Here is a 24,582-nt window from a genome sequence, read left to right as displayed (position 1 = left end):
ATGTGCCTGGGCATTCCGGGCCGGGTCGTCGAGATTCCGGACGGCTACCACGGGCAGATCGCCGTGGTCGAGGTATCCGGTGAGAAGCGCAAGGTCAATATCGGTCTGCTCGACGCGGATCAGCCCGCCGCGCCGGGTGATTGGGTGATCATCCACATGGGATTCGTCGTCGAGAAAACCGACGCCGATGGCGCGGAGCGGGCGATGGCCGGGCTGCGCCTGCTCGGCAGCGGGGAGCAGTCGTGAGGGAGCGACTGACGGACACAGGCGCCGACCGCGTTCGCCGCCGCCTGCTCGTGCGCGGCGTGGTGCAGGGCGTCGGATTCCGGCCGTTCGTCTACACCACGGCCGTCGAGCTCGCGCTGACCGGCAGTGTCGCCAACGACACCGACGGCGTCGTCATCGAGATCGAGGGCGCCGAGGCATCGGTGCGGGAGTTCATTCGCCGGGTGCACGAGTCCCCGCCGCCGCTGGCCGCCGTCGCCTCGGTCGAGCAGACCGCTGTCGATATCCGCGGCGGTACCGGGTTCCTGATCGGGGACACCCGGCGCGGCGGCGCCGGACGCACGCTGGCCTCACCCGATGTGGCGATCTGTGCGGACTGCGCGCGCGAACTGCGCGACCCCGCCGACCGCCGCTACCGCCACCCCTTCGTCAACTGCACCAACTGCGGTCCGCGATTCACCATCATCGCCGGGCTGCCCTATGACCGCGAGCGCACGTCCATGGCCGATTTCGCCATGTGCCCGCGCTGCGCCCACGAATACGCCGACCCCGCCGATCGCAGGTTCCACGCCCAGCCCATCGCCTGCCCGGAGTGCGGGCCCACCCTGTCCTACGCCGGGCCCGGCGATCCGGCGCGGCCACTGGCAGCGGCGCGCGAATTGCTGTGCGCCGGAGGCATTCTCGCGGTCAAGGGCATCGGCGGCTATCACCTCGCCTGCGACGCCGACAACGACACGGCCGTGGCCGAATTGCGTCGCCGCAAGCGGCGCGGCAACAAACCGTTCGCTGTCATGGTCGCCGACCTGGACGCCGCGGCGCGCATCGTGACCATCGATCCCACCGGTGCGGCCCTGCTGGGCGGTCCGCAACGGCCGATCGTCCTGCTGCCGCGCGGCCAACGGCCCGTCGCCGAGGCGGTCGCACCGGGCAACCCCGACCTCGGCGTCATGCTCGCCTACACCCCATTGCATCTGCTGTTGTTCGGCCTGCCCGGCGACCCGGCCGGCCCCGACGTGCTGGTCATGACCTCCGGCAATCTCGGCGGCGAACCGATCTGCTACGACGACGTCGACGCCCGCACCCGCCTGGCCGGGCTCGCCGACGCCTGGCTCGGCCACAACCGGCGCATTCTCGTCCCGTGCGACGACTCGGTGGTGCGTGTCGTGGACGGCGCCGAGCTGCCGGTGCGCCGCTCCCGCGGCTACGCGCCGCTCCCGCTGGCGCTGCCCTTCCCGGTTCCGCCGACTCTGGCGGTCGGCGCCGACCTGAAGAACACCTGCGCCGTCGCCGACGGACGGTACGCCTGGCTCAGTCAGCACATCGGCGACATGGACGATCTGGCCACCCTGCAGGCATTCGACACGGCGCGATCCCACCTGGAGGAACTCACTTGCGTGTACCCGACCCAACTCGCGGCCGACGCCCACCCCGGCTACCGTTCGACCGCTTGGGCCCGTGCAAACGCGGCCGAGCGACCTGTGCATACCGTGCAACATCATCACGCGCATCTGGCCGCGGTGATGGGTGAGCACGGGATCGATGCGAACGAGACGGTCCTCGGCATCGCCTTCGACGGCACCGGGTACGGACCCGACGGCGCGGTCTGGGGCGGTGAGGTGCTCGTCGCCGGATACAAGGGATACCGGCGCATGGCGCACCTGTCCTATGTGCCCTTGGCGGGCGGCGACCTCAGCGTCCGCAAGCCCTATCGGATGGCACTGTCGCATCTGCGCACCGCGGGCATCGAGTGGTTCCCCGGCATCGCCTCGGTCGACGCCTGCCCCGACGCCGAGCGGGCGGTGCTCGCGCACCAATTCGACACCGGGCTCGGCTGCGCGCCGACCTCGAGCATGGGCAGGCTGTTCGACGCGGTCGCCTCCCTGGCCGGGGTACGGCACGTCGTCGACTATGAGGCGCAGGCCGCGATCGAACTCGAAGGTCTGGCCCGCGGGGCCGGCGCGGCGGCGGGCCGGTACCGATTCACTTGGCACGACGGCGATCCCGCCCGGATCGATCCTGCCCCGGTACTCGCCGAGGTCGTCGCCGACGCCGCAGGCGGCGTACCGCCCGCGGTCATCGGCGCCCGATTCCACGCCGCCGTCGCAGACCTCGTGCACGACACCGCACGGCGATTCGCCGCGCCCGGGTCGGTGATCGCGCTGTCGGGCGGTGTGTTCCAGAACGCGCTGCTGTTGTCGAGCTGTACCCGTCTGCTGCGGCACGACGGATTCCGTGTCATCAGTCATCGCAGACTGCCACCGAACGACGGCGGGATCGCGTTCGGTCAGCTCCTGGTAGCCGGTGCGGTGTGAGTGAAGGAGACAAGCGATGTGTCTTGCGGTTCCCGGAAAGGTGCTCAGCGTCAACGAACGCGACGGCACGCTGATGTCGGAGGTCGACTTCGGCGGCGTGCACAAAGACGTGTGCCTGCAATACATCCCGGACGTGGCCGTCGGCGACTACGTAGTGGTGCACGTCGGGTTCGCGATCCAACGCCTGGATGAAGCATCCGCATTGCGGACGCTGGCCGAGTTCGAACATCTCGGCGTACTGAAGGAGGAGTTCGGCGACGGTTTCGCGCTCGCGGCGAAGCAGGCCGGTGTCGACAACCCCGAAGCCCCGCAACCCGGGGCGAACAATTCCGACGCGACCGCGCCGGGCGCAACCGTCGACGACCAGGAGGCGAAGTCATGAAATACCTGGACGAATTCAGCAATCCCGAGCTGGCGCGGCACCTGCTCGACCGTATCCGCGCCACCACCAGCAAGCGCTGGTCGATCATGGAAGTGTGTGGCGGACAGACACATTCGATCATCCGCCACGGCATCGACCAGCTGCTGCCGGATCAGATCGAGATGATCCACGGGCCCGGTTGCCCGGTGTGCGTCACCCCGCTCGAGGTGATCGACAAGGCACTGGAGATCGCCGCACGGCCGGGGGTGATCTTCTGCTCCTTCGGCGACATGCTGCGAGTACCCGGCAGTCACAAGGATCTGTTCCGGGTCAAGAGCGAAGGCGGCGACGTGCGGGTGGTCTACTCACCACTGGATGCGCTGGAACTGGCCAAGAACAACCCGGATCGGCAGGTGGTGTTCTTCGGCATCGGATTCGAGACCACCGCGCCCGCCAACGCGATGACGGTGTACCAGGCCCAACGGCTCGGCATCGAGAATTTCTCGCTGCTGGTCTCGCACGTGCTCGTCCCGCCGGCCATTGCGGCGATCATGGAATCGCCCAGCTGCCGGGTGCAGGGATTCCTCGCCGCCGGGCACGTCTGCACGGTGATGGGCACCAGCGAATATCCGCCGCTGGCCGAGAAATACAAGGTTCCGATGGTGGTCACCGGATTCGAACCGCTGGACATCCTCGAAGGCATCCGGCGCACCGTGCTCCAGCTCGAGGAAGGACGCCACGAGGTCGAGAACGCCTATCCCCGTGCGGTAGCCGCGGCCGGGAATCCAGCGGCCAAGGCCATGCTCGAGGACGTCTTCGAGGTCACCGACCGGGCGTGGCGCGGCATCGGCGTGATCCCCAGCAGTGGCTGGCGGCTGTCGCCGCGCTACCGCGACTACGACGCCGAACAGCGTTTCTCCGTCGGCGATCTGCACACCGCCGAGTCTTCGGTGTGCCGGTCCGGTGAAGTGCTCCAAGGCTTGATCAAACCTCACGAATGCGCAGCATTCGGCAAGGAATGCACCCCGCGAAACCCGTTGGGTGCCACGATGGTTTCCTCCGAAGGCGCCTGTGCCGCGTACTACCTGTACCGGCGTCTCGATCTTCCCGCGGAGGTCGCCCATGCCTGACACCAACGGCAGTGGGGCAGCCGTATCTCCCCCACTCGACATCGATGGTTGGGTCTGCCCCATGCCGCTGCGCGACGCGCCCAATATCGTGATGGGACACGGCGGCGGCGGTGCGATGTCAGGCGAGCTGATCGAGCACCTGTTCCTGCCCGCGTTCGGCGCGGCCGCCGACACCGAACTCGGCGATTCGGCAGTGCTCCCCCTCGGCGATTTGCGACTGGCGTTCTCCACCGATTCGTTCGTGGTCAAGCCGCTGGTGTTCCCCGGCGGCTCGATCGGTGACCTCGCCGTGAACGGCACCGTGAACGATCTGGCGATGTCGGGCGCCCGGCCGATTGCGCTCTCGACCGCATTCATCCTCGAAGAGGGCACCGCGCTGGCCGAGATCGCCCGCATCGCCGAAGCCGTCGGCACCGCCGCGCTCGCGGCCGAGGTCCGGCTGGTCACCGGCGACACCAAGGTCGTCGACGCCGGGCACGGCGATGGCATTTTCATCAACACCGCGGGCATCGGACTGGTGCCGGAAGGCGTCGACATCCGGCCCCAGCGGGCACGGCCCGGCGATATCGTGCTGGTCAGCGGTGAGATCGGACTGCACGGTATCGCGGTACTGAGCTGCCGGGAAGGACTCGAGTTCGGCACGACACTGTGCAGCGATACCGCGCCACTGCACGGATTGGTCGCGGCCATGCTCGCCACCGGCGCCGATCTGCACGTGCTGCGCGATCCCACGCGCGGCGGAATGGGCGCCTCCCTCAACGAGATCGCCCGTGCCGCGAGCGTCGGCGTCGAACTCGACGAACGGGCGATCCCGGTGCCTATCGGGGTGCGCGATGCCTGCGGGTTGCTCGGTCTCGACCCGCTGTATGTCGCCAACGAAGGCAAACTCGTCGCGTTCGTACCCCCCGGCGATGCCGACCGCGTCCTCGACGCCATGCATGCGCATCCCCTCGGCGCGCACGCGGCAATCGTCGGTCACTGCGTTGCCGAGCATCCGGGAATGGTGGTGGCACGCACCGCCCTCGGCGGCACCCGTGTCGTCGACCTGCCCGCAGGAGAACAGCTACCGCGAATCTGTTGAACACGGCGGTGGCTCCGCCGGACGAGTGGGAGAGATGGGACCGTGGGGATGGCGACAGTCACCACGAGGCTGCGAGATGCCTGGGTCGGATTCGACGGCGGGCAGCGTCGCGGCATCCTCGGCATGGCAGCGACAATCGTCACCCTGCACATCGTGGGATGGGGGACGCTGCTGTTGCTGGTCGTGCCCGACGAGTACGTGGTGGACGGCGCGATATTCGGCGTCGGGCTCGGCGTCACCGCCTACACGCTGGGGATGAGACACGCCTTCGACGCCGACCACATCGCGGCGATCGACAACACCACCCGAAAACTGGTGGCGGACAAGCAGAAACCGCTCACGGTCGGCTTCTGGTTCTCCCTGGGGCACTCCACCATCGTCTTCGTGCTCGTCGGGCTGCTGGCCTTCGGAGTTACCGCGCTGGCGCGGAACCTGGAAGACGAGGACTCGCGATTGCAGCGGTGGACCGGGGTGTTCGGCACATCGGTCTCGGGTACCTTCCTGATCCTCATCGGACTGCTGAACCTGGCCGCGCTGATCGGAATCTGGCAGGTCTTACGCGCTATGCGGCGCGGCGGATACAGCGAAGCGCAACTCGAACGCGCACTGGACTCGCGTGGCGTGCTCAATCGGGTCTTGGCGCCGGTCATGCGCACGGTGCGCAAGCCGTGGCAGATGTATCCGGTGGGGCTGTTGTTCGGCCTCGGTTTCGACACCGTCACCGAAGTGGGCCTGCTGGTGATCGCCGGCGGCGCGGCCGCCACCGGGCTGCCCTGGTACGCGATTCTCGTTCTGCCCGTGCTGTTCTCGGCGGGCATGTCGCTGTTCGACGCGCTGGACGGTTCGTTCATGAACTATGCCTACGGGTGGGCCTTCGCCGGACCGATCCGCAAGATCTACTACAACATGGTGGTGACCGGGCTCTCGGTCGCGGTGGCCCTGCTGATCGGTGTCCAGGAGCTCATCTCCATCCTCACCGAGAAACTCGAGGTCACCGGCGGGGTGCTCGCCTGGATCGGGGGCCTCGACCTGGCCACGATGGGCTTCATCATCGTCGGCCTCTTCGCGTTCACCTGGGCAGGCGCACTAGCGATCTGGCATTACGGTGACATCGAAAGCCGCTGGAGCGCAACGCTATCGGAGGAACCGACCTGATGGACGGTGTGGAGTTGTTCGCGCGCTACGCCTATGCGCCCAACCACCTCGGATACTGCGGGCCAGAGCACACCGCCGCCCTACGTGACCGCGATGGCGAACGCGTGCGGGTCCTCGCGCGCAGCTTCTCCGGCGCATGGCCCTACCTGCGGGCCATGTCGCGCATGACCGGCGTCACCGACCCGCTCGACGAGCGACTGGTGGCGTCCTATTGGCTGGGTGGGGGCATCGGCGCCGAACTCGACGGTCCCGAATTCCTGGCCGAGTTGCTGGGACTCATCGCCCCGATCGCGGGTGTGTACTGGTCCCATCTGGGGCCCGCCCTCGCTCCGGAGGCGGCCGCGAACCACAGCTTCCACGTCTTCGGTGTCTACCCGTGGACCAGGCTGCTGCCCGTCACCGACGGGCAGCAGCCCTTGGAAATCCTCGACAACTGCCGCATCACCGCCGCGACGGTACTGGATCGCCATCGCGACGACCTCACCGTCGGGACCAGCCGGTTGCGCTGGGACGGCACACATCTATCACTGTCGGAGACGACACGGCGAACCATCCCGGTGTGGACCGACGGCTACGCGGCGCTCCCGGACGCGGCGCCGGGGGACGATATCGCGCTGCACTGGGGACAACCGTGCGGGCGGTTGACCGCCGAGCAAGTCGACGACCTCACCAGCAGCACGGAACGCCAACTGCACGTGACGAATCGACGTCTGGCGGCCACCGACGGCCCGTAGCACAGCGGGTCAGTAGGTAACCCTTGTGGACAGATCGGCAAGGCACTCGGTCTCTTCGCCGCTCCGTGCTGCGCGAGGACCTACCCGTTGACGCGCTGTTCGAGATGTTCTCCGCGATCCTGGAACGCGCGCTCTAGCTGACCGTCGGACACGTCATGACACCCGAACAAGCCGCCGAGGCTCGGGAAAAGCGCATAAACCCAGCTCAGCGCAGTGGGCCTCGCTCGCTGCCCGTCCGCCGCCGGCGTCGGCTGAGCGCTCTTCCGAAGGATGGTCATCACTCCGGGGCGGCTTTCGGCGCAGCGGTGATGATCTCGAGTACCGCTGCGACCAGTCGGCCGTCGGGGTCGCAGAGGCGCGGCAGCGATCTGCGATTCACCAAGAGAGATCCGAGAGTGAGGTCTACCAGTTCGGCACCGACCTGCGCGGCGGATCTGCGCCCTTCCGGCTCGAACCACGTCCACGCCCATTGCGCGGCACCGAAGATGAGCAGGCTCCGGATGCTGGTATCGACAGCGCGGAACTCACCCGACGCGATGCCCGCATCGACCACGTTGTGCAGGATTCCGATGTAATCTCTGCGCAGCTTGCGCCCCTCGGAATCTTCGGCCTCCTGCGCCAGCCGCGCGACCTCACGTTGGAATGCGACGGTCCGATTCCGGTCGTGCACCTGATAGAGCATGGCCGCGTGCAACAGCCCGGCAAGCTGCTCGGTCGGCGTGGCGAACTCCGACACAATCCGCTCTGCCTCATCGATCCGGCGCCGCATGTAGGAAACATGCAGAGCTTCCAACAACCGCGCCTTCGTGCCGTAGTGATGCACGATCAGGCCCTGAGAGATGCCCAACTCGCTCGCGACACCACTGAAGCTGGTTCCGTCGTAGCCCTTCTCGGCTACATGGCGCGTGAAGATATCGAGAATCGCGCCCGACTTGCCCGGTCCCGTCGCACGCCCGCTCACTGATCCCACCCCTCCTCGGCCAAATTTCCGGACACTCTAGCACCCACTGACTGCTCGACCAGTCGTTGACTGAGTGCGCAGTCAGTATTAGCATTATGCGCCGAGACGCAGCGCCGCACTCGCCGCATCAACCATTAATCTCGAAATAGTCGAGCAACAACCTATGATTCAGCACGCCCATCCCGCCGAGGCCGTCATCGAACGACGAGCCTCCGAACAGTTCGCATGACCAGCCTCTGCGACAGCGCCGACGCCATCTCGACGCGCAGCGCCCGAGGCGGCGACCACTATGTCAGCATCTGCCGCAGATGGTGGTCAGCAGCGCCGTGAGCATGGAAGCGGATATAGCGGCGCCGGGAGACAGCGCGATCGATGCGGCATCGGTGCTGTCACCGGATCAACTGTTGGCCGCGATCGCGGGACGTCTCACCGAGCCGGTCCCGATGATCGCGTGGGCGAGAGAACTCGGCGATCTGCACGCTGCCCTGATTTCGGCGGCTTTGAATCCGCAGCGGCATGCACCTGATGTCACCGAGACGGCCCTCCATGCGGATATCGCGAAGGTCATCGACAAGATCAACTCTTGGGCGGCGTCCTACGTCCGTCACAGCCGGTGCGCCCGCCGCCACACCCACACCTTCGGTGAGGTGATCAGTCATGTCGCGAAGACCTACGCCGAGGCGTGGTGGACGGTGCTGCACGCCGACTGCGAGGAGCTTCGGCACTCGGCATGGGTCCATCTCAGCGAGGTCCGCGACGGTTACGAGCACCTCATCGGCGATATCCGGGCAGGCCGCGTCCAACTCCCACTGGGCTGGCGCGGCATCCGACACACCCGACAATCCGACAGCACAGAAACTGACGCCATGGCGGATCAGGGCAAGCAGTAGCAGTCGGTCGGACATCGGCGCAGCGTGCCGCCTGATTGCCACTGCCCCGAGCGACACGGCGCCGTCCGAAGCGCTGGCGTGCGCGGAGGGATATCAGCCGGGCCGGGCCGGCTTACGAGATCTCGCGCAGGGCGGCGACCGGGCAGGAGTTCACGGCCGTATGGGCGACGGTCACCAGATCGCCGGGTACCTCGGCGCCGTCGAAACGGTAGACGAGCTCGGCGTCGTCATCGAGGCTGAACACCTCGGGCGCTTGCGCGGCGCACATGCCGTGCCCTTCACACCGGGGGTAGTCGACGGAGATCTTCATGATGGATTCCTTCTATCAGGCTGGATTGAGTTGCAGCGGAAGATGTTCGAAGCGGTGGATGATGTTGTTGATCGCCCATTCGGGTGCACCGGCGATCTCGATGCGATCGACACGCTCGACGAGCGCGGCGAGCATGGCCTGGGTTTCCAACCGTGCGAGACCTTGACCGGCGCAACCGTGTACGCCGTGACCGAAACCGAGTTGACGGGTCGCGTCGCGGCCGATGTCGAAGGTGTCGGGGTCGTCCCATTCCAGCGCGTCACGGTTGGCCGAGGAGTAGATCACCACCACCCGTGAACCCGCCGGGATGGGGGTTCCGGCAATCTCGGCATCACGAATTGTCTTGCGGGAGAAACCACGTAGCGGTGATTCGAAACGCACGACCTCGTTCACCGCATTCGGAATCCTGGTGGGCTCATCCCTCAGCAGCTGCCACTGCTCGGGATGGCGCGCGAAAAGATACATCGCGCTGGCTATCGCGCTGATCGTGGTATCCAACGACGGGGCCAGGTAATCGATCAGCAGGGCAGGGCATTCGGTGTCGGAAAGCTTGCCGTCGTCGGTGGCCTGCAGCACCTCCTCCCCGACACTGCCCGGAAGCAGGTCCCGCTCGCGGGCGAGCCGTCGGGTGAACTGCATCATCCCGATGCCCGACGGCGCGGTGCAAACAGACTGCCGATTCAGTGGCCCGAGCGCGTCGAATGTCGCTCCCGCCCACCGCAGCAAATGGTCCCGACCGTGCTGGGGCCAGCCGATCAGATCCGGCACGACCGACATCGGCAGCGCGGCCGCCAATTCGACACCATCAATACGCCCCCGCGCGACCGCCCGCTCGACAGCCGCGACCGCCTGCCGGTCGATCGATTCGCGCATCGCGCGCAGTGCCCGCGGGGCCAGCCGACGGGCGAGCAACGCGCGGCGACGGTTGTGATCCTCACCGTCGCTATTGAGCGTGGTGCCCTTCGAGAGCCGATTGGCCACCGGGTTCAAACCGACACCGGCCCCGGAGACAAATGTCCGATCATCGAGCAGGACGGTCTTGCATTCGGCATAACGCGGCAGCGCATAGACGCGTTGCTTGGCCAGCCACACCACCGGCCCCAGTTCGCGCAACCGCGCATACTGCGGATAAGGGTCGAGAATGCCCTGGCGCGAATAGATATCGGGCCGGTAGACAGGGACGTCGGCTCGATTACGCATCACAACCTCTTTTCGCGCGGTCACAGATGCGCACCGAATACAGTCACGACATAGGCCAGGGCCAGCACACCGGAGCCGATCGACGGCGCGTACTCGCCCACACCGTCACCGGCCTTCACATGAGTGATGACAGCGCCGATCATCAACAACACCAACCCGATTCCGGCCGCCACCCCGAGCGGCCACCACACCAAGCCCGCCAGCACACCCAGCGCCCCGGCAATCTCGAGCACGCCGATGCCGCGGAAGGCGCTCACCGAGTAACCGAAATGTTCGGCACGCCGACGCATGTCCGCCACAGCAAGCACCTTCACTACCCCGAGCGGCAGAAACCCGATCGCCAACAGCACGGCGAACACGACGGATGCGACTGTCACCGACCCACACCTACCTTCCATTCGATTGCGTAGCGGCCCAGCACTCCAACCACCGAGCACCTTGTCGGCGCCGGGCGAGTTCGATGGTCGCGACGACAGCACCGTCAGCGACCAGGGAAACGACGCCGCACATTCACAATCATCTGACGATATCGTCACTCACGAAGATATAGTCAGTCAAGAGGTTCTGAATATTTCGTCAGCACGACCGGCGCCGGGCCGTCAAACCCGCAAAATCGAATATGACGAATTCGTCAACTCCCTTCAATTGACTCTGCAATCATAAGTGCCGATATCGTCAGTCAACTGAAGGGAGTGGTCGATGCTCGGCTATCGCCACCCGCACACCGAACTACCGCGCGAGCGCGGCGCCGAACGCAGCGGCGTCGAGACGCGGGCGGGGCGGCGCGTGCTCGGATTCGTCGCAATAGCCAGTGCCACGGCGTTCACGATGGTCGCGGTGCTGCTGCCGATTCATGCCGCGGATGCACTGATCAAGGTTCCCGCGCCGATTCGGCAGGTGACGGTGGCGGTCGGCACCGGGACTGTGCTGGACCTCGACCTCATATCGCAGGGCAAAGTGCAGATCCAGTCGAAGGTCCCAGTTCAGGTGTCGGCTCTGGTGACCAGCGTCGAGCCGACGGATTCCGACAGCGTCACGCTGCGGGTCGCGCAGCAGACATCGCGGCTGGATCGCCCAGGGCAGGCGGGGTTACTCGACGCACTGGTCGACCAGGTGAGTATCAGCCGGACGAGCGGGTCGCCTCGGCGCGCCCCGGCGCGGACGGTTTTCGAGCCCGGTCAGCGTCCACTCGAGACGGTCCGCAGCGGATTCCAGTACAAGTTTCCTTTCGATACCGGGCGGCACGACTATCCCTACTTCGACGTCATCTCCCAACAGGAGACACGCCTGCGGTACGTCGATGACACGACCGTGCGAGATGGCTTGGGCCTATTGCATTTCCGCTCGCAGCCACCGCCGGTCGACCTCGCTCCCCTGCTGCCGCTGCGAGGCGGGATCACACTTCCCGCGGAGTCGGTCGGACGAGCCGGCGACCATGAGGTGGCGCTGTCTTTGTACTACTCCGCCACCCGCGACATCTGGGTCGAATCGGTGACCGGCGCGGTCATCATGGTGAGCGAATATCAGCACCGATATCTGGCGTCGGCGTCCGACGACCCCGCCGCCATCACCGTCTTCGACGGCACGCTGCAGTTCGACGAACAGTCAGTCCACGAGATGACCGGACAAGCCCGCGACGCCCGCAGGCAGATCGCCGCACTACGCGTCTACGGACCCATCGCCGCCGCGATAGCCGCGATGGCGGCGCTGACCTTCGGCATCTCGCGCCTGAGAACACACCGACGCTGAGGACCAGAGCCACACGGCTGACCCAGAACCTGCTCCTCGTCATCGCGCGGGGCACCGGCGCGGCCTTCGACGGCGTCACCGAAGTCTGGTTCCCGTCCGGACAAGCCGTGATCGCGGCATTGACCACACCCGCCGGAATCCAGGCCAACGACCGGCTCACCCAGGACGAGAAGAACTTCATCGACCTGGCGCAGTCCTCCTACTTCGTGACCGAGGAGCACGTGCCGCTCGGCTAGCGGGCGTCATGACACACCGGTAATGTCTTGCGGCACTCGGGCTTCCGCGTCGTGACCGAATCGGCGTTCGAGTTCGACACCCTCGATGTCGAGGTCGGGGACGTAGCGCGCGAACCAGCGCGGGTGATACCACATGCGGTTTCCGATGATGGCCATGACCGCGGGTACCAGGGTCAGCCGGACGATGAAGGCATCGAGCAGGACACCGACCGCCAGGGTGAACGCCAAGGGTTTGACGATCGGATTGTCGGTGGTGGTGAAGGCGACGAAAACCGCGAACATGATCAGCGCCGCGGCGGTGACGACGCGCGCGGAGTGCGCGACGCCGTTCTGCACCGAACTGACCGCCTCGCCGGTGCGCGTGTACTCCTCCTTGATCCGGGATACGACGAAGATCTGATAGTCACTGGACAGGCCGAAGATGATGGCCAGCGTGATGATCGGGAGGAAGCTCAGCGTCTGCGCCTTGGTCACATCGAAAAGGCTTGCACCCCAACCCCATTGGAATACCGCGACCTGTGCGCCGAGGGCGGCGAAGACCGACAGGATGAATCCGACGATCGACGACAGCGGGACGAGAATCGTGCGGAACGCGATCGTGAGCAATACCAGCGCCAGACCCACGACGACCGCGAGGAAGATGGGCAGCGCCTTGGCCAGCTGGTTCGAGGTGTCGATGTTCGCTGCCGTAGTGCCGCCGACGAGATACTTTGCGCCGGTGCCACTTTCGATGCTGTCGCGGTCGTCCCGCAGCCGGTGCACCAGATCGGTTGTCGCGGAGTCGTTGGGACCGGTCTTCGGGATGACTTGGACCAGCAGCAACCCGTTGTCGGAGCCGGCGGGCTGGACGGCGGCGACGTCGGGCACCTGCCGCAGTCGGCCCATCAGTGTTTGTGCGGCGTCCGGGCTGGTAGCGGCCGACAGATCGGTGACAACCAGCAAGGGTCCGTTGAAACCGGGGCCGAACGACCCGCTGACGATGTTGTATGCCTTCCGAGCGGTGCTCGACTCCGATTGCGTTTCACCGCTGGGCAATCCGAGGTCCATGCGCGTGGCCGGGATGGCCAGTGCGGCGAGAATGGCGATACCGAGAACCAGCATCGGGATCCGGAATCGGGTGACGAATCGGCCCCAAGCGTGCCCGAATGTGCGTTCGGGCTCGTAGGCGGCAATGCGCGCGACCTCCTCCGCCTTTCCCGGATGCAACGGCGGCGAGATGAACTTGGCGACCATATCGCCGGCGAAACCGAGGAGGGCGGGCAGCAGTGTCAGTGCGACCAGCATGGCGACCAGCACCGCACCCGCCGCCGTCAACCCCATGACGGTGAGGAACGGAATGCCCGCGACCGCCAGGCCGCACAGTGCGATGATCACGGTGATCGCCGCGAACACCACCGAGCTGCCCGCGGTGCCGACCGCGAGCGGAATCGACTCGGCCGCAGCCATTCCCAGCACGATCTGGTGCCGATGCCGCGACAGGATGAACAGCGCGTAGTCGATACCACAGGACAGACCGAGCATCAGCGCCAGCGACGTCGCCGCCGAGGCGACGTCGACGAAGGCGGCCACACCCAGAATCCCGGTGAGCCCGATACCCACGCCCACCAGCGCCGTAATGACGGGCAGTCCGGCGGCGACCACCGCACCGAAGGTGATCAGCAGAATAATGAATGCCGCGACGATGCCGAGAATCTCCGGAGTATGCGGGATCTCGGCCGTGAAGCCCGGGTACACCGCACCGGAGAATTCCACCGTGAGACCGGCATCGCGAGCCGAGTCGGCGATGCGATCCACCTCGTCGAGGGTGTCCTCGCCGACCTCACCCGCCGACACCGAGAACTGCGCACTGCCCAGTGCCACGCGCTGATTCGGCGACACCGCCTGCGCCTGGAACGGATCGACGACCGCCGCGACCTGTGGCAGTCCCTTCAACCCCGCCATCACCTGTTCGATCTCGGCGGTCACCTGCTGGTCGGTCACCTTGGCCAGGGCGGGGGTTTCGAAAACAACCTGCATCTGCGCGCCACTGAACGCCGGCATCCGCTGCTGTAGCAACGACACGGCATCCTGTGACTCGGTGCCGGGAACGGTGAAGTTGTCGTTGGTCTTGCCACCGGCGCCTGCGGCGAAACCGATCGCACCGACCAGCACGACGATCCACAGTGCCAGCACCCACCAGCGGCGACGTGCTACGACCTGGCCGAGGGCGAACAGATACCGGGACATACGGGTCCTCTCACCGAGCCACCGATTGACATATCAGCAAAGCGATCACGCACAACACCGGTACGATAACACATCAACTGACGATTTCCTCATAAACGCAGCAATGGTCAGCAACTCCCGGTCGATCTGGGCTCAGCGCATCTCTGGCACAGGTTGAACAGTTCTGTTCGACTCGATCTCGGGGACGTAGTGGAGTTGCCCACGAACACATCGCGTTCGTGGGCATCGGCCCGGACCAGGTGTCAGAGCGCCGCGTCGTCGAGTTCCATTGCGGCGGCGTCGATATCGGAAATGACTGCCCAGTCGGCGCCGAGACCGGGCAGGACGGTCTTGGCGAAGTACGAGGCGACGGCAATTTTGCCCTCATAAAAGCTTCGGTCGCCGGCGCCGGAGTCGAGGGCAGCGAGCGCGATTTCGGCGGCGACGAGCAGTCGCCAGGCAACCAGGAGGTCGCCGACCGCGAGCAGGAACCGCACTGAAACCAGGCCGATCTTATAGAGCTCGGTCGGCCGCTCCTGGCCTGCCGACAAATGCTGGGTCAGCTTGCCGACCATGTCCTGCACGTCGTCCAGCGCGGAGCCGAGCAGGACCTTTTCGGCCTTCAGCCGACCGGAGTCGGCACCGGACGCCGCGGTTTCGCGAATCTTCCCGGCCAGATGGGCCAGCGCCACACCACGGTCGCGAGCGATCTTGCGAAAGAAGAAGTCCTGCGCCTGGATGGCGGTGGTGCCCTCGTACAGCGAGTCGATCTTGGCGTCGCGAATGTACTGCTCGATGGGATAGTCCTGGAGGAAGCCGGAACCGCCGAAGCACTGCAGTGATTCGGTGAGGTATTGATATGCGCGTTCGGAGCCGACACCCTTGACGATCGGCAGCAACAGTTCGTTGACGCGTCGGGCCAGATCCGCGTCGGCACCGGAAACATGCTGGGCCGCAACAGCATCCTGATGGGCTGCGGTGTAGAGGTACACCCCACGCAGGCCCTCGGCGTATGCCTTCTGCAGCAGCAGTGAGCGGCGCACATCCGGGTGGCGAGCAATGGCGACCTTCGGCGCGGACTTGTCGGCGATCCGCGCCAGGTCGCTGCCCTGGATGCGGGTCCGGGCGTAGTCGCGAGCATTGAGGTAGCCGCTCGACAGCGCCGCAATCGCCTTGGTGCCCACCATCATTCGAGCCTCCTCGATGACATGGAACATCTGCGCGATGCCGTCGTGCACCTCACCGAGGAGGTATCCGACAGCCGGGGTGCCGTGCCCGCCGAAAGTCAGTTCGCAGGTGGCCGATGCCTTCAGCCCCATCTTGTGCTCGAGGTTGGTCACATAGACCCCATTGCGGTCGCCGGGCGCACCGGACTGCGGGTCGAAATGAAACTTCGGCACCAGAAACAGGCTCAAGCCTTTCGTCCCTGCCGCGGCACCGACCGGGCGAGCGAGAACCTGATGCATGATGTTCTCGAACAGATCGTCGGATTCGGCCGATGTGATGAACCGCTTCACGCCCTCGATATGCCAGGTGCCGTCCGGCTGTGGGATCGCACGGGTGCGCGCGGCCCCGACATCGGAACCGGCATCCGGCTCGGTGAGCACCATGCTGGCACCCCAATTGCGTTGCACGGCAAATCTTCCCCAATGCCGCTGCAGATCGGTGCCGGACCGATGGACGTGCATGGCCATGCTCGGTCCGGTGATATACATCCAAGCCGCCGGCTGCGCACCCAGTGCGAATTCCTGGATCGCCCAGGACAGCATCTGCGGAGCGGGCACACCGCCGACGGCCTCGGGCTTGCCCACGCGCCACCAGTCGCCGTCATACCAGGCGCGCACCGATTTCTTGAACGACTCGGGTAGTCGAACCGAATGCGAAACCGGATCGAAGACCGGCGGATTGCGGTCGGCATCGGCGTAGGACTCCGCAAGCGGCCCCTCGGCCATCCGGGCAGCCTCGGCCAGCATCACCCGCGCGGTCGCCCCGTCCAGATCCCCGAACTCTCCAGACCGCAGGACGACATCCAAGCCGAGCACTTCGAACAGATTGAACTCGAGATCACGCACGTTGCTCTTGTAGTGGCCCACCGGCCGTCCACCTTTCCCAACCGACCCACCGAAGCGTCAGCAGGTGACTAATTATTCGCAATTGACGATTCTGTCACAAAGATCTGTCGCCCACCCGCCGTAGGCCCGGATGCTGTCGAGCGAACAGCGCAAGCAGAATCCGTCGCGGTACGAGTTGCGCTCTGCGAGCGACGATTCGAGTGGGCAGATCGCCGGGGCGCGGGCATGACCGCTGTCCGACGGCGCGGAGGAGGGCAATTGCGGATGCTGTCAGCCGACGGCCACCGGCTCTCTGGTCGCATTCGAAGCAGGAACAGCGATGGACCGGCGCTGCCTCGGGAGCAGAACGGCGACGCCGAGGGTGCCTGCCGCGAGCACGATCGCCGCGATCAGGCTGGTGTGCGAAACCGCGTGGGCGAACGCGACATCCGCAGCTGACACCAGTTGTGCGGCCTGTTCGTGCATTCCGGCGCGCCCGATGCCACATCGCGAGCTCCGCAAAGTCTTGGCAGAACCCGGGTTCTGATTCTTCGGGTCAGGCCAGGGCCAGGAAGAGCTTTTCGAGTTCGTCGACGGTCATGGGTTCCGAACCTTCGGGCGTTTCCCGGGTCAGGCATTCGCGCAGGCCGCTGGCGACTATCTTGAAGCCCGCACGGTCGAGGGCACGAGACACCGCGGCGAGTTGGGTGACGACATCTTTGCAGTCGCGGCCCTGTTCGATCATCGAGATCACGCCCGCGAGTTGTCCGTGTGCGCGGCGCAGGCGGTTGAGCACCTGGGCAATGGCTTCCTCGTCACCAACCATGGGAATCGTCTCCTTCGATCGAAGAACCCAGTATACCCGGAGGGGTATATTCGGGGTCACCGAACACTGATCGCACCCGATCTGTCATCGCCGCACCCATTCGCCCGGACCGCCGGTAGTTCCGGTCGCGGTAATACCTTGCTCTGTCGTTCGCATACTTGATCGGCGTCGAACAGGTGCTGTCCGAGCTACGCTGCGCGTGCACCGCCCAGAACACACGTCAGAGCAGGTCATGGTGGCCTTTCGGGTGACACGGCGGGCGGCGGCGGCTTCAATCGAACGATCTTGACGTGTAACCTTGTCAGTCGGATCAATGCAATTTGAATAGGGGCTCGCGGCCCCGCAGCCGGGCGTGCGCCGTATGCGATCACTCGGCCGGGGGAACATCGGATCCGTCACTACGGAGACCTCATGAGTTCACCGAATCGATTCGACGAAGTTCAAACTCGCGTAGCAGATCTCGCTCCCGTGTTCCGCAAACCGCTGGACTCGCCGTACGAGATCTCGAACGAATTGTTCACCGCACTCCGACACGTCCTGCACGACGTGGGCGGACAGCCGGATGTGCCGGTCGAGTACCGCGAAAAAGATGAAGAACCCTGGGAGATGAACACCTACGTCACCTGCGAATGCCTCGGCTGGCGTGGCGTGTGGAACTCCGAGGAACGCCGACGAGCCGAGAACGACCTCGGCGCGACGCTGTACTTCGGCCTGCCCTATTACGCACGCTGGGCGACCGTCGCAGCGAAGGTCCTGATCAATAAGGGTTTGATCACCCCGGACGAACTGTCCGCGAAATTGGACGAGGTACGCGCACGGCTGGAGGCGCGGCAATGACCAGGAAATACGAAATCGGCGATCGTGTCCGGGTTCGAGACGCGACATCGATGTTCCACACTCGCACGCAGGCCTACACCCGTGGTCGGACGGGCGTCGTCGTCGAATACCGGCCCGAATGGGTGATCCCGGAAGACGAGGCGTGGGGACGTGAGGACGGTCGCTTCGAACCGTTCTACGTCGTGCGATTCCGCCAGACAGATCTTTGGCCCAAATACACCGGCTTCGACGTCGACACCCTGGAGACGGAGGTCTCCGAGCGCTGGCTCGAGCCCGCAGAGGAGGATGCCAAGTGAGTCAGACCCACGATCACGGGGCGCACGCGCCGATCCAGACGAGCTCGCAGATCAGCGAGTTCGAGATCCTGGAGACCGCGGTTCGCGAGCTCGCCATCGAGAAGGGCCTCTTTTCGCAAGAAGACCACCGACGGTTCTCCGAATGGGCGGAATCTGTCGGTCCGCACGGCGGATCGAAACTGGTCGCCAAGGCGTGGACGGATCCCGAGTTCAAGGCGCGCCTGCTCGCCGACGGCACCGAGACCTGCAAGGAGATCGGCATCGACTGGCGCGACCCGACCGGATCCGGAACGCCGAGCGACTACACCTACTTCTACGTGCTGGAGAACACGCCCGAGGTGCACAACGTGATCGTCTGCACGCTGTGTTCGTGCTACCCGCGGCCGGTTCTCGGTATGTCGCCGGACTGGTATCGCACCCCCAATTACCGTCGGCGCCTGGTGCGTTGGCCTCGTGCAGTACTCGCCGAATTCGGCCTGCATATCCCGCCCGAGGTCGAGGTCCGGGTGCACGATTCGAACCAGAAGTCCCGGTTCATGGTGATGCCGATGCGCCCGGCGGGCACCGAGGGCTGGACGGAGGAACAGCTGGCGGCCATCGTCACCCGGGACACGATGATCGGCGTGGCCGTGCCGCAGGTCGACTGGACCGCGCAGGCGCCACCGGACCAGGTCGAGGCCGCCTCGGGGAGGAGCGGTCGGTGACAAGCAGCCCTTACGACGTGCTCCTGGGCACCCTGGATCCAGAGTTGCGGCGGGAGAACGCGCTGCCCGAACTCGATCGCAAGCCCGACCCATGGGAGTCGAGCATGCAGGCGACGTGCGAATGCCTGTCCTGGCGCGGCGCATTGGACAATCTGGAACGCCGCCATGCCGAGGATGCGCTCGGTGAGACGATCTACCACAACTTTCCCGTACACACCCGATCGGTCGTCGTGACGGCCCACACGCTGATGGATCGTGGAGTGATAGTCCCGGATGAGTTGCGCGCCCGGATGGACGCGGTCCGGGAGCGGTTCAACCGCGATTAACTCGTCGGCTTCAGCCCTCGGGGTAGAAGACGAACAGTGTGCAGCCGGTGGTCGACTGCGGGATGTGTGACGATCCGGCCGGAGCGTGGATGAACGATCCGGCCGGGTAGTCGCGGAATCCGTCGTTGAATACGCCGGATACTACGAAAACCTCCTCTGGTCCGGGTTCGTGCAGATCGATGCCGTCCCATGCGGTGCCCGGATCCATTTCCAGCACGTACGCTTTCGCGCCGTTCGCCCCGCTCCACAGCGCCCGCGAGCGAATGCCCGGAAACAGTTCTCGCACAGGCGAATCCGCGACGGTTGTCCACTCGTATCCGGGGAACTCGGTGATCTCCATATCTCTACAACTGCCGGTTTCGGCCGTACTATTCCGCTGAGCGGACCCCGATGGCGTTGCGCTCGGTGAGATCCAACAGGAAGACGCGACCGTGCTGGTCGCCCCGGGAACCCGTGATCTACTGGCGCAACTTCGGGCTGTACCCGGCGTGGCCGCGGCGGAGCCGAGCACGATGACCCCCGTCACGGTCGCCGCTGACGGCGACTCGTACTCGACGACGCTGACCGGTCTGCCCTCGAACACCACCATGCACGGATTCCGCGATCCGGGCGGCGACTCCCGGCAACTGCCCATCAACGGCGTGTTGGCGGGCGCGCCATTGGCTGCGAAGCTCGGCGTCCACGTCGGCGATATCCTCACCGTGACAATGGCTTTCGGTGCTCCGCAGCAACAGCGCCTCGACGGATTCGTCGACGAACCGCTCGGCACAGCCCGCTACGCGACGGACACCACCGCCCGCGCACTCGGCGGGCTCGGCCCGAACGGATACTTGCTCCGGTTCGATTCCGACGTCGACCGAAATGCCTTGCGTACCAACATAGCCGAGCTGCCATGCGTTATCGCCTATACCGACACCCATGCGCTGGAAAGCCAAGTCGACAAATTCCTCGGACTGCTCTGGATATTCATCGCGGTGATGCTCGTCCTGGGCGCGACGCTCGCATTCACCGTCATCTACGTGACCATGACCGTCAACCTCGCCGAACGGACCACCGAACTGGCCACCCTGCGCGCCGCGGGCATCTCGGTGCGTCGACTCACCGCGGCGCCGGCCATCGAAAATCTCACCGCCACACTGCTCGCGGTGCCGTTCGGGCTGGCCGCGGGCATTGCCACCGCCTGGGCGTTCCTGCGCTCGTTCACCAGCGATATGTTCGATATCGACCTCGTCATCGGCGCGATATCGGCACTGCTGGCGGTCGCCGCGGTAGTCGCCGCCGCGGCGATGTCGCAGCTGCCTGCGGGCCGGCTCGTACAACGCATCGACGTCGCCCGAGTGGTCCGCGAGCGGGCACGGTAACCTGCGAGGCCGATGTTTCGATCCGTTTCCTACCAGGCAGTCACGGGTGATCAACCGAACGCATTTTGCGATTCGACTTCGGACCCGATGGGCTGGAACGGTTTTCGTCGACAGCGCAATCGAACCGATGATCGGTTCACCAGGACAGCGAAGAAGATGGGCACCTCAGATGGCTGATTTCGCCGAGCGGTTGAACAAGCTGTTCGAAACCGTGCATCCCCCGGGCCGCCGCTCGCATACCAACGCCGAAGTCGCGGACGCGTTGACGAACTCCGGATACCCGATCTCGAAACCCTATCTGTCCCAGTTGCGGTCGGGACAGCGCACCAACCCGTCCAACGAGACCATGGCCGCCCTCGCCAAGTTCTTCAAGGTCAAACCGGACTACTTCTTCAACGACGTCTACGCCGCCAAAATCGACCACGACCTGGAACTGCTGTCTCAGCTCCAGGGCTACCACCTGCGCCGACTATCGAGCCGGGCTTTCGACCTTTCCGAGGAGTCGCAGAATCTGCTGGCCACCATGGCGGCGAAACTGCGGGCGAGTGAAGGCCTACCGGCCGCGCCGTCGGACACCGGCGACTCAGGACCCGACCAGGCCTGACGCCGTGCCGGTGATTGTCTCGATGGAAAGTCAGCGAAGGTGCGGGCGACCAGACTCGATCTCAGATACCAGGCGTCGGTGGCGTTTTCGGGATCGAGTCCGGTCAATTCGGCGATTCTGACGAGGCGGCGAACGGCGCGGGGTCGAGACGCCGAGTCGACGAACGGTCGGCGCGGGTTTGCCTTGCGCAACGAATTCGGCGATCCGGCCTGGGCCGCCAACGACGACCCCTATGTGCATGCCGAAATACTGCACGGCACAGCGGTTTACGTCTCGATCGGAACCGGTGTCCCCGGACCGCTCGATACCCTCGACGGGCAACGGCATCCGGGGCAACGGAGGCAAACTCGTCAACGGCGGCGTGCGGAACGGGTAGCGCGCCATCTCAATTCAGCCGAGCGCCGACCCGGGCCATCGGCGGCGCCCAGCCGGGCCGTTGCGGACTGTTGGGCGCCGGAGGCGTCGGTGTGTTGGTCGCTGTTCGTTTCGCCCCGCTCAACGCCTGGTCGGTCAGAGTCGCGTCGGAGATGTGGCCACGAGCCACGCGGAGCAACTGTTGGTTCGTCGGATCGCGCAATGCGTCGTTGACGCTGTCCAAGACACGGTCCGCCTGTCTACTTCCGACCGCCCCCATCATGCGCTGGGCGGCGAGTTGGTCCTGTGCGAATGGAGTACCGACCAACGCGCCGGTGGCGGCGCCGCCATTGGCCACTCGTTGGAGATCTTGGACCACTTCCGCCGTCGGTGCGTTCAGGTATGCGCTGACGAATTGCTCCTCCGCTCCGTTGGCTACGCCCTGATCGAGAGTGACCCCTGCGGGGACCGAGCGCCGATACCGGAATGCGGCGGCCTGCAGGGTGGCGAGATCCGCTGCGACTTCGCCGGGATCGCTTCCACCCGCGATGAGGCGAAGCGACGAGTCCTGGACGCGTTGGACCGCGGCGACCACATGGCCGAGGTGGTTGTTGGCCATCGTCCAGTCCTTGGAATTGCCATCGACGATCGACCACGAGCGAATGGCGTTGAATACGATGTCCTCGTCGGTGAATCCGGCGGCGAGCAGCGCGGCCGGCGCATCGCTGATCTTGCCACCGATATCCTCCAAACCCTGTAGCGCCGCAGCCGCGCCGCGAACGGTATTGACGCCGCCTCCTGGCGCGGCCTCCGCGGCCTCCCGGGCCGCCCTCCCGAACACGGGTCGGTGCACGTACGCCTGGGCGTAGTAGCCCTCGGGGCCACCCATTCCCGGCGTACCCCAGAATCCCCATTGCCCCACTTGCGCCGCCCGCTCCGTGCGCGCGAACGGCCGCAGCGGTGAACGGGTCCGGCCCAAGAGCCATTCGGTCGCAGGCGAATTGCTGACGGTGCTGAACGCGGCGAGAGCAGGCAGCATTCCCATACGCATGGAATGGCCCGCGCCGGCCGCTCCCATGCCGAGGGCGGTCGCGCCGCCACCCGAACCGCGTGCGCCACCACCGCTGCCCTGCACCGCCAGTGCGAACCGATTCGCGATCCACTCATTGCCGCGATCCAGACTTTTACTGAGGCGTTTGAGCTGAAGGATCGCCACGATTTCGAAGATCGCGCCGATGATGAACACCACCATGACCTGATCACCGGCGAGCTTGAACAGGTCCCCCAGGATCAGCACATAAACGCCGAGAAAGATGGTGTAGGCGGTCATGCGTGCCGCGGCGACGAAGCTGTCGACGACATTGCGGATCAGAAATGTCTGCGTGGGTCCGTACACGAATCCGCCTGCGGCGAAACCGAAGATCGACATCAATCCGTGGTAGATCGTGTCGAGTGCCGCCCGGATCACCTTGATCGCGAGCACGGCCCCGAAGGCGAGCAGGATCGCCCCGGCCAGCAGCAGCAATAGGCCGGTGCCGATCTGCTCGAAATTCGGATTCTCCATCGATTCCTTGGCCGAGGTGTCGCCGCAGGCGCCGATCCCCTTTTTCACCCGGTCTTCGCTGCGCGCTGTGACACCTGTCGACCACGCGGCACGGCATGAGGCCTGCTCGTCGACTACATGCCCGAAGTTCCAGACTTGCAGCGGACGACGAACGAAGTTGTCGGTCAGCGTGCCCTGCATGGTCGCCACCATGTGGTGCGGATCGATATTGTTGTCGCCGTTCAGCCCGGCCGCCACCGAAATCCCGAGATCGCGGCCCTTCGCGAGCAGGCCGTCCGACGACAGCACATCGGCCAGGGGCTCGGCAAGGAATATCGGTCCCAGCAATCCGACCATGATCATGGTCACCACTTGCAGGCCGGCTTTGGAGTAGAGGCCGCGCACGACGAACCACGCGACGAAGAATGCGCCGATCGTCGCGGCGGTCACCAGCATGATCGGCGTCGCGATCTGTCCGGTCAGGCTGTGCGCCACACCGAGCAGTGCTTTCGAGAAAAGGTTCAGCCACTCGAAACTCAGGGCGTAGCCGATCAGCCAGATCGCCGTGATCACAATGATTTTCCAGCCCGCGAATTCCAGGCCGATCACCAGGGAAATCGCGGTATCGCCCGGATTGAGCACACCGCCGTGATCGGTGGCGAACACATAACTGGCGGCCTCGACCCCCGAGGAATCGGCGACATGGGTCCAGCCGAGCGCGCTGCCCACCGACGATCCGGCGGTGCGGGTGCCACCTTCGGCCGTGGCCGAGGCAGTCGCGCCGAGTAGACCCGGGAAGACGACCAGAACGACGACAGTGACTAGGACCCCAACCGTCCAGCGTCGCCGCCGCGTCGCGCGTATCCACGCCCGGCACCGCCGCAGCACTGCGGGCAACTGCCAGCGATCCGGATCCCAGAAATCCGATCTCCAGTTGTTCACTACCACAACCTGATTCGTTTCCGCGCACCCCGAACGCAGGCGCGGCATGGCAAGACGGATATCGAAGCGGACAAACCCTCGGAGCTGCTCAACAGTCTCCGGAAACGACAACTTCGAACGCTAGCCACGCGCCGTGAACGGCCACCCTCCGATCAGTGAACGGAGCACTGCGAAACCATCGGAGCCCGT

26 protein-coding genes are annotated in these 24,582 nt (G+C 65.5%); 16 read left to right on the top strand and 10 right to left on the bottom strand.

What is annotated here, in order from left to right; translation table 11 throughout:
• The 7 genes from hypC to ACIBW7_RS10235 are packed head-to-tail and all read left to right on the top strand — an operon-like array spanning position 1 to position 6,998.
• Positions 1-246, top strand: coding sequence for a HypC/HybG/HupF family hydrogenase formation chaperone (gene hypC / locus ACIBW7_RS10265; RefSeq protein ID WP_387292409.1), 246 nt, complete (start codon positions 1-3; stop codon positions 244-246).
• Complete coding sequence (gene hypF, locus ACIBW7_RS10260; protein WP_397045977.1) at positions 243-2,537, top strand: carbamoyltransferase HypF; 2,295 nt, start codon at positions 243-245, stop codon at positions 2,535-2,537. Before hypC ends, hypF begins: the two co-directional genes overlap by 4 nt.
• Before the next feature lie 16 nt (positions 2,538-2,553).
• Complete coding sequence (locus ACIBW7_RS10255; RefSeq protein ID WP_397045976.1) at positions 2,554-2,919, top strand: HypC/HybG/HupF family hydrogenase formation chaperone; 366 nt, start codon at positions 2,554-2,556, stop codon at positions 2,917-2,919.
• The gene (gene hypD / locus ACIBW7_RS10250; RefSeq protein ID WP_397045975.1) at positions 2,916-4,028 is read left to right on the top strand and encodes a hydrogenase formation protein HypD; all 1,113 of its coding nucleotides are present in this window, start codon (positions 2,916-2,918) and stop codon (positions 4,026-4,028) included. The genes ACIBW7_RS10255 and hypD overlap by 4 nt, the downstream gene beginning before the upstream one ends.
• Positions 4,021-5,109: a hydrogenase expression/formation protein HypE gene (gene hypE, locus ACIBW7_RS10245; RefSeq protein WP_397045974.1), complete on the top strand. Its 1,089-nt coding sequence runs from the start codon at positions 4,021-4,023 to the stop codon at positions 5,107-5,109. The genes hypD and hypE overlap by 8 nt, the downstream gene beginning before the upstream one ends.
• 48 nt (positions 5,110-5,157) lie before the next feature.
• On the top strand, positions 5,158-6,264 hold the full coding sequence (locus ACIBW7_RS10240; protein WP_397045973.1) for a HoxN/HupN/NixA family nickel/cobalt transporter: 1,107 nt from the start codon (positions 5,158-5,160) through the stop codon (positions 6,262-6,264).
• Positions 6,264-6,998, top strand: a complete 735-nt coding sequence (locus tag ACIBW7_RS10235; RefSeq protein ID WP_397045972.1) for a DUF6390 family protein — start codon at positions 6,264-6,266, stop codon at positions 6,996-6,998. The genes ACIBW7_RS10240 and ACIBW7_RS10235 overlap by 1 nt, the downstream gene beginning before the upstream one ends.
• A 277-nt stretch (positions 6,999-7,275) precedes the next feature.
• Here ACIBW7_RS10235 and ACIBW7_RS10230 read toward each other — a convergent pair whose 3' ends face one another.
• Positions 7,276-7,959 (bottom strand): TetR/AcrR family transcriptional regulator, encoded by a 684-nt coding sequence (locus ACIBW7_RS10230; RefSeq protein ID WP_397045971.1) that lies wholly within the window; start codon positions 7,957-7,959, stop codon positions 7,276-7,278.
• A 326-nt stretch (positions 7,960-8,285) separates the two neighbouring features.
• Between ACIBW7_RS10230 and ACIBW7_RS10225 the strand changes: the two genes are divergently transcribed.
• The gene (locus tag ACIBW7_RS10225) at positions 8,286-8,849 is read left to right on the top strand and encodes a hypothetical protein (RefSeq protein WP_397045970.1); all 564 of its coding nucleotides are present in this window, start codon (positions 8,286-8,288) and stop codon (positions 8,847-8,849) included.
• Between the two features lie 112 nt (positions 8,850-8,961).
• Here ACIBW7_RS10225 and ACIBW7_RS10220 read toward each other — a convergent pair whose 3' ends face one another.
• From ACIBW7_RS10220 to ACIBW7_RS10210, 3 genes are read right to left on the bottom strand one after another with little or no spacing between them, the layout of a single operon-like run.
• Complete coding sequence (locus ACIBW7_RS10220) at positions 8,962-9,159, bottom strand: ferredoxin (protein ID WP_397045969.1); 198 nt, start codon at positions 9,157-9,159, stop codon at positions 8,962-8,964.
• 15 nt (positions 9,160-9,174) lie between these two features.
• Positions 9,175-10,359, bottom strand: a complete 1,185-nt coding sequence (locus ACIBW7_RS10215) for a cytochrome P450 (protein WP_397045968.1) — start codon at positions 10,357-10,359, stop codon at positions 9,175-9,177.
• Positions 10,360-10,379: 20 nt separating this feature from the next.
• Complete coding sequence (locus ACIBW7_RS10210) at positions 10,380-10,736, bottom strand: DoxX family protein (protein WP_397045967.1); 357 nt, start codon at positions 10,734-10,736, stop codon at positions 10,380-10,382.
• A gap of 322 nt (positions 10,737-11,058) precedes the next feature.
• Between ACIBW7_RS10210 and ACIBW7_RS10205 the strand changes: the two genes are divergently transcribed.
• Complete coding sequence (locus tag ACIBW7_RS10205; RefSeq protein ID WP_397045966.1) at positions 11,059-12,108, top strand: DUF3068 domain-containing protein; 1,050 nt, start codon at positions 11,059-11,061, stop codon at positions 12,106-12,108.
• The gene (locus ACIBW7_RS10200) at positions 12,105-12,344 is read left to right on the top strand and encodes an EthD domain-containing protein (protein WP_397046541.1); all 240 of its coding nucleotides are present in this window, start codon (positions 12,105-12,107) and stop codon (positions 12,342-12,344) included. Before ACIBW7_RS10205 ends, ACIBW7_RS10200 begins: the two co-directional genes overlap by 4 nt.
• A 6-nt stretch (positions 12,345-12,350) precedes the next feature.
• Here the strand turns inward: ACIBW7_RS10200 and ACIBW7_RS10195 are convergent, their stop codons facing one another.
• The 4 genes from ACIBW7_RS10195 to ACIBW7_RS10180 all read right to left on the bottom strand — a co-directional run bounded on the left by ACIBW7_RS10195 (position 12,351) and on the right by ACIBW7_RS10180 (position 17,426).
• The gene (locus ACIBW7_RS10195) at positions 12,351-14,570 is read right to left on the bottom strand and encodes an MMPL family transporter (RefSeq protein ID WP_397045965.1); all 2,220 of its coding nucleotides are present in this window, start codon (positions 14,568-14,570) and stop codon (positions 12,351-12,353) included.
• A gap of 242 nt (positions 14,571-14,812) precedes the next feature.
• The gene (locus tag ACIBW7_RS10190) at positions 14,813-16,642 is read right to left on the bottom strand and encodes an acyl-CoA dehydrogenase (protein WP_397045964.1); all 1,830 of its coding nucleotides are present in this window, start codon (positions 16,640-16,642) and stop codon (positions 14,813-14,815) included.
• 249 nt (positions 16,643-16,891) lie between these two features.
• Positions 16,892-17,086 carry a hypothetical protein gene (locus ACIBW7_RS10185; RefSeq protein WP_397045963.1) on the bottom strand — a complete coding sequence of 65 codons (195 nt, stop codon included), beginning with the start codon at positions 17,084-17,086 and terminating at the stop codon, positions 16,892-16,894.
• A 70-nt stretch (positions 17,087-17,156) separates the two neighbouring features.
• Complete coding sequence (locus ACIBW7_RS10180) at positions 17,157-17,426, bottom strand: metal-sensitive transcriptional regulator (protein WP_397045962.1); 270 nt, start codon at positions 17,424-17,426, stop codon at positions 17,157-17,159.
• A gap of 411 nt (positions 17,427-17,837) precedes the next feature.
• Here ACIBW7_RS10180 and ACIBW7_RS10175 point away from each other — a divergent pair, with 411 nt between their 5' ends.
• Genes ACIBW7_RS10175 through ACIBW7_RS10160 form a run of 4 tightly spaced genes read left to right on the top strand, consistent with a single transcriptional unit; the run spans position 17,838 to position 19,589 of the window.
• Entirely contained in the window at positions 17,838-18,263 is a 426-nt protein-coding gene (locus tag ACIBW7_RS10175) for an SH3-like domain-containing protein (RefSeq protein WP_040699665.1), read from the top strand.
• Positions 18,260-18,559 carry an SH3-like domain-containing protein gene (locus ACIBW7_RS10170; protein WP_040699664.1) on the top strand — a complete coding sequence of 100 codons (300 nt, stop codon included), beginning with the start codon at positions 18,260-18,262 and terminating at the stop codon, positions 18,557-18,559. The genes ACIBW7_RS10175 and ACIBW7_RS10170 overlap by 4 nt, the downstream gene beginning before the upstream one ends.
• Positions 18,556-19,263, top strand: a complete 708-nt coding sequence (gene scnC, locus ACIBW7_RS10165) for a thiocyanate hydrolase subunit gamma (RefSeq protein ID WP_397045961.1) — start codon at positions 18,556-18,558, stop codon at positions 19,261-19,263. Before ACIBW7_RS10170 ends, scnC begins: the two co-directional genes overlap by 4 nt.
• Complete coding sequence (locus ACIBW7_RS10160) at positions 19,260-19,589, top strand: ScnB (protein WP_397045960.1); 330 nt, start codon at positions 19,260-19,262, stop codon at positions 19,587-19,589. Before scnC ends, ACIBW7_RS10160 begins: the two co-directional genes overlap by 4 nt.
• Before the next feature lie 10 nt (positions 19,590-19,599).
• On the opposite strand, the gene ACIBW7_RS10155 is transcribed toward ACIBW7_RS10160, so the two are convergent.
• Entirely contained in the window at positions 19,600-19,929 is a 330-nt protein-coding gene (locus ACIBW7_RS10155; RefSeq protein WP_397045959.1) for a cupin domain-containing protein, read from the bottom strand.
• A gap of 172 nt (positions 19,930-20,101) precedes the next feature.
• Between ACIBW7_RS10155 and ACIBW7_RS10150 the strand changes: the two genes are divergently transcribed.
• Together ACIBW7_RS10150 and ACIBW7_RS10145 are read left to right on the top strand one after the other, a co-directional pair.
• A complete protein-coding gene (locus ACIBW7_RS10150; RefSeq protein WP_397045958.1) occupies positions 20,102-20,950 on the top strand; it encodes an ABC transporter permease in 849 nt (282 codons plus the stop codon).
• 169 nt (positions 20,951-21,119) lie between these two features.
• The gene (locus ACIBW7_RS10145; protein WP_397045957.1) at positions 21,120-21,554 is read left to right on the top strand and encodes a helix-turn-helix domain-containing protein; all 435 of its coding nucleotides are present in this window, start codon (positions 21,120-21,122) and stop codon (positions 21,552-21,554) included.
• Positions 21,555-21,939: 385 nt separating this feature from the next.
• On the opposite strand, the gene ACIBW7_RS10140 is transcribed toward ACIBW7_RS10145, so the two are convergent.
• Positions 21,940-24,393: a hypothetical protein gene (locus ACIBW7_RS10140; protein ID WP_397045956.1), complete on the bottom strand. Its 2,454-nt coding sequence runs from the start codon at positions 24,391-24,393 to the stop codon at positions 21,940-21,942.
• Positions 24,394-24,582 lie beyond the last annotated feature (189 nt).

Source organism: Nocardia sp. NPDC049526, from assembly GCF_044465765.1.
Lineage (GTDB): Bacteria > Actinomycetota > Actinomycetes > Mycobacteriales > Mycobacteriaceae > Nocardia.
The sequence above is the reverse complement of the archived record's forward strand: the minus strand, read 5'-3'. Positions and strand labels throughout refer to the sequence as shown.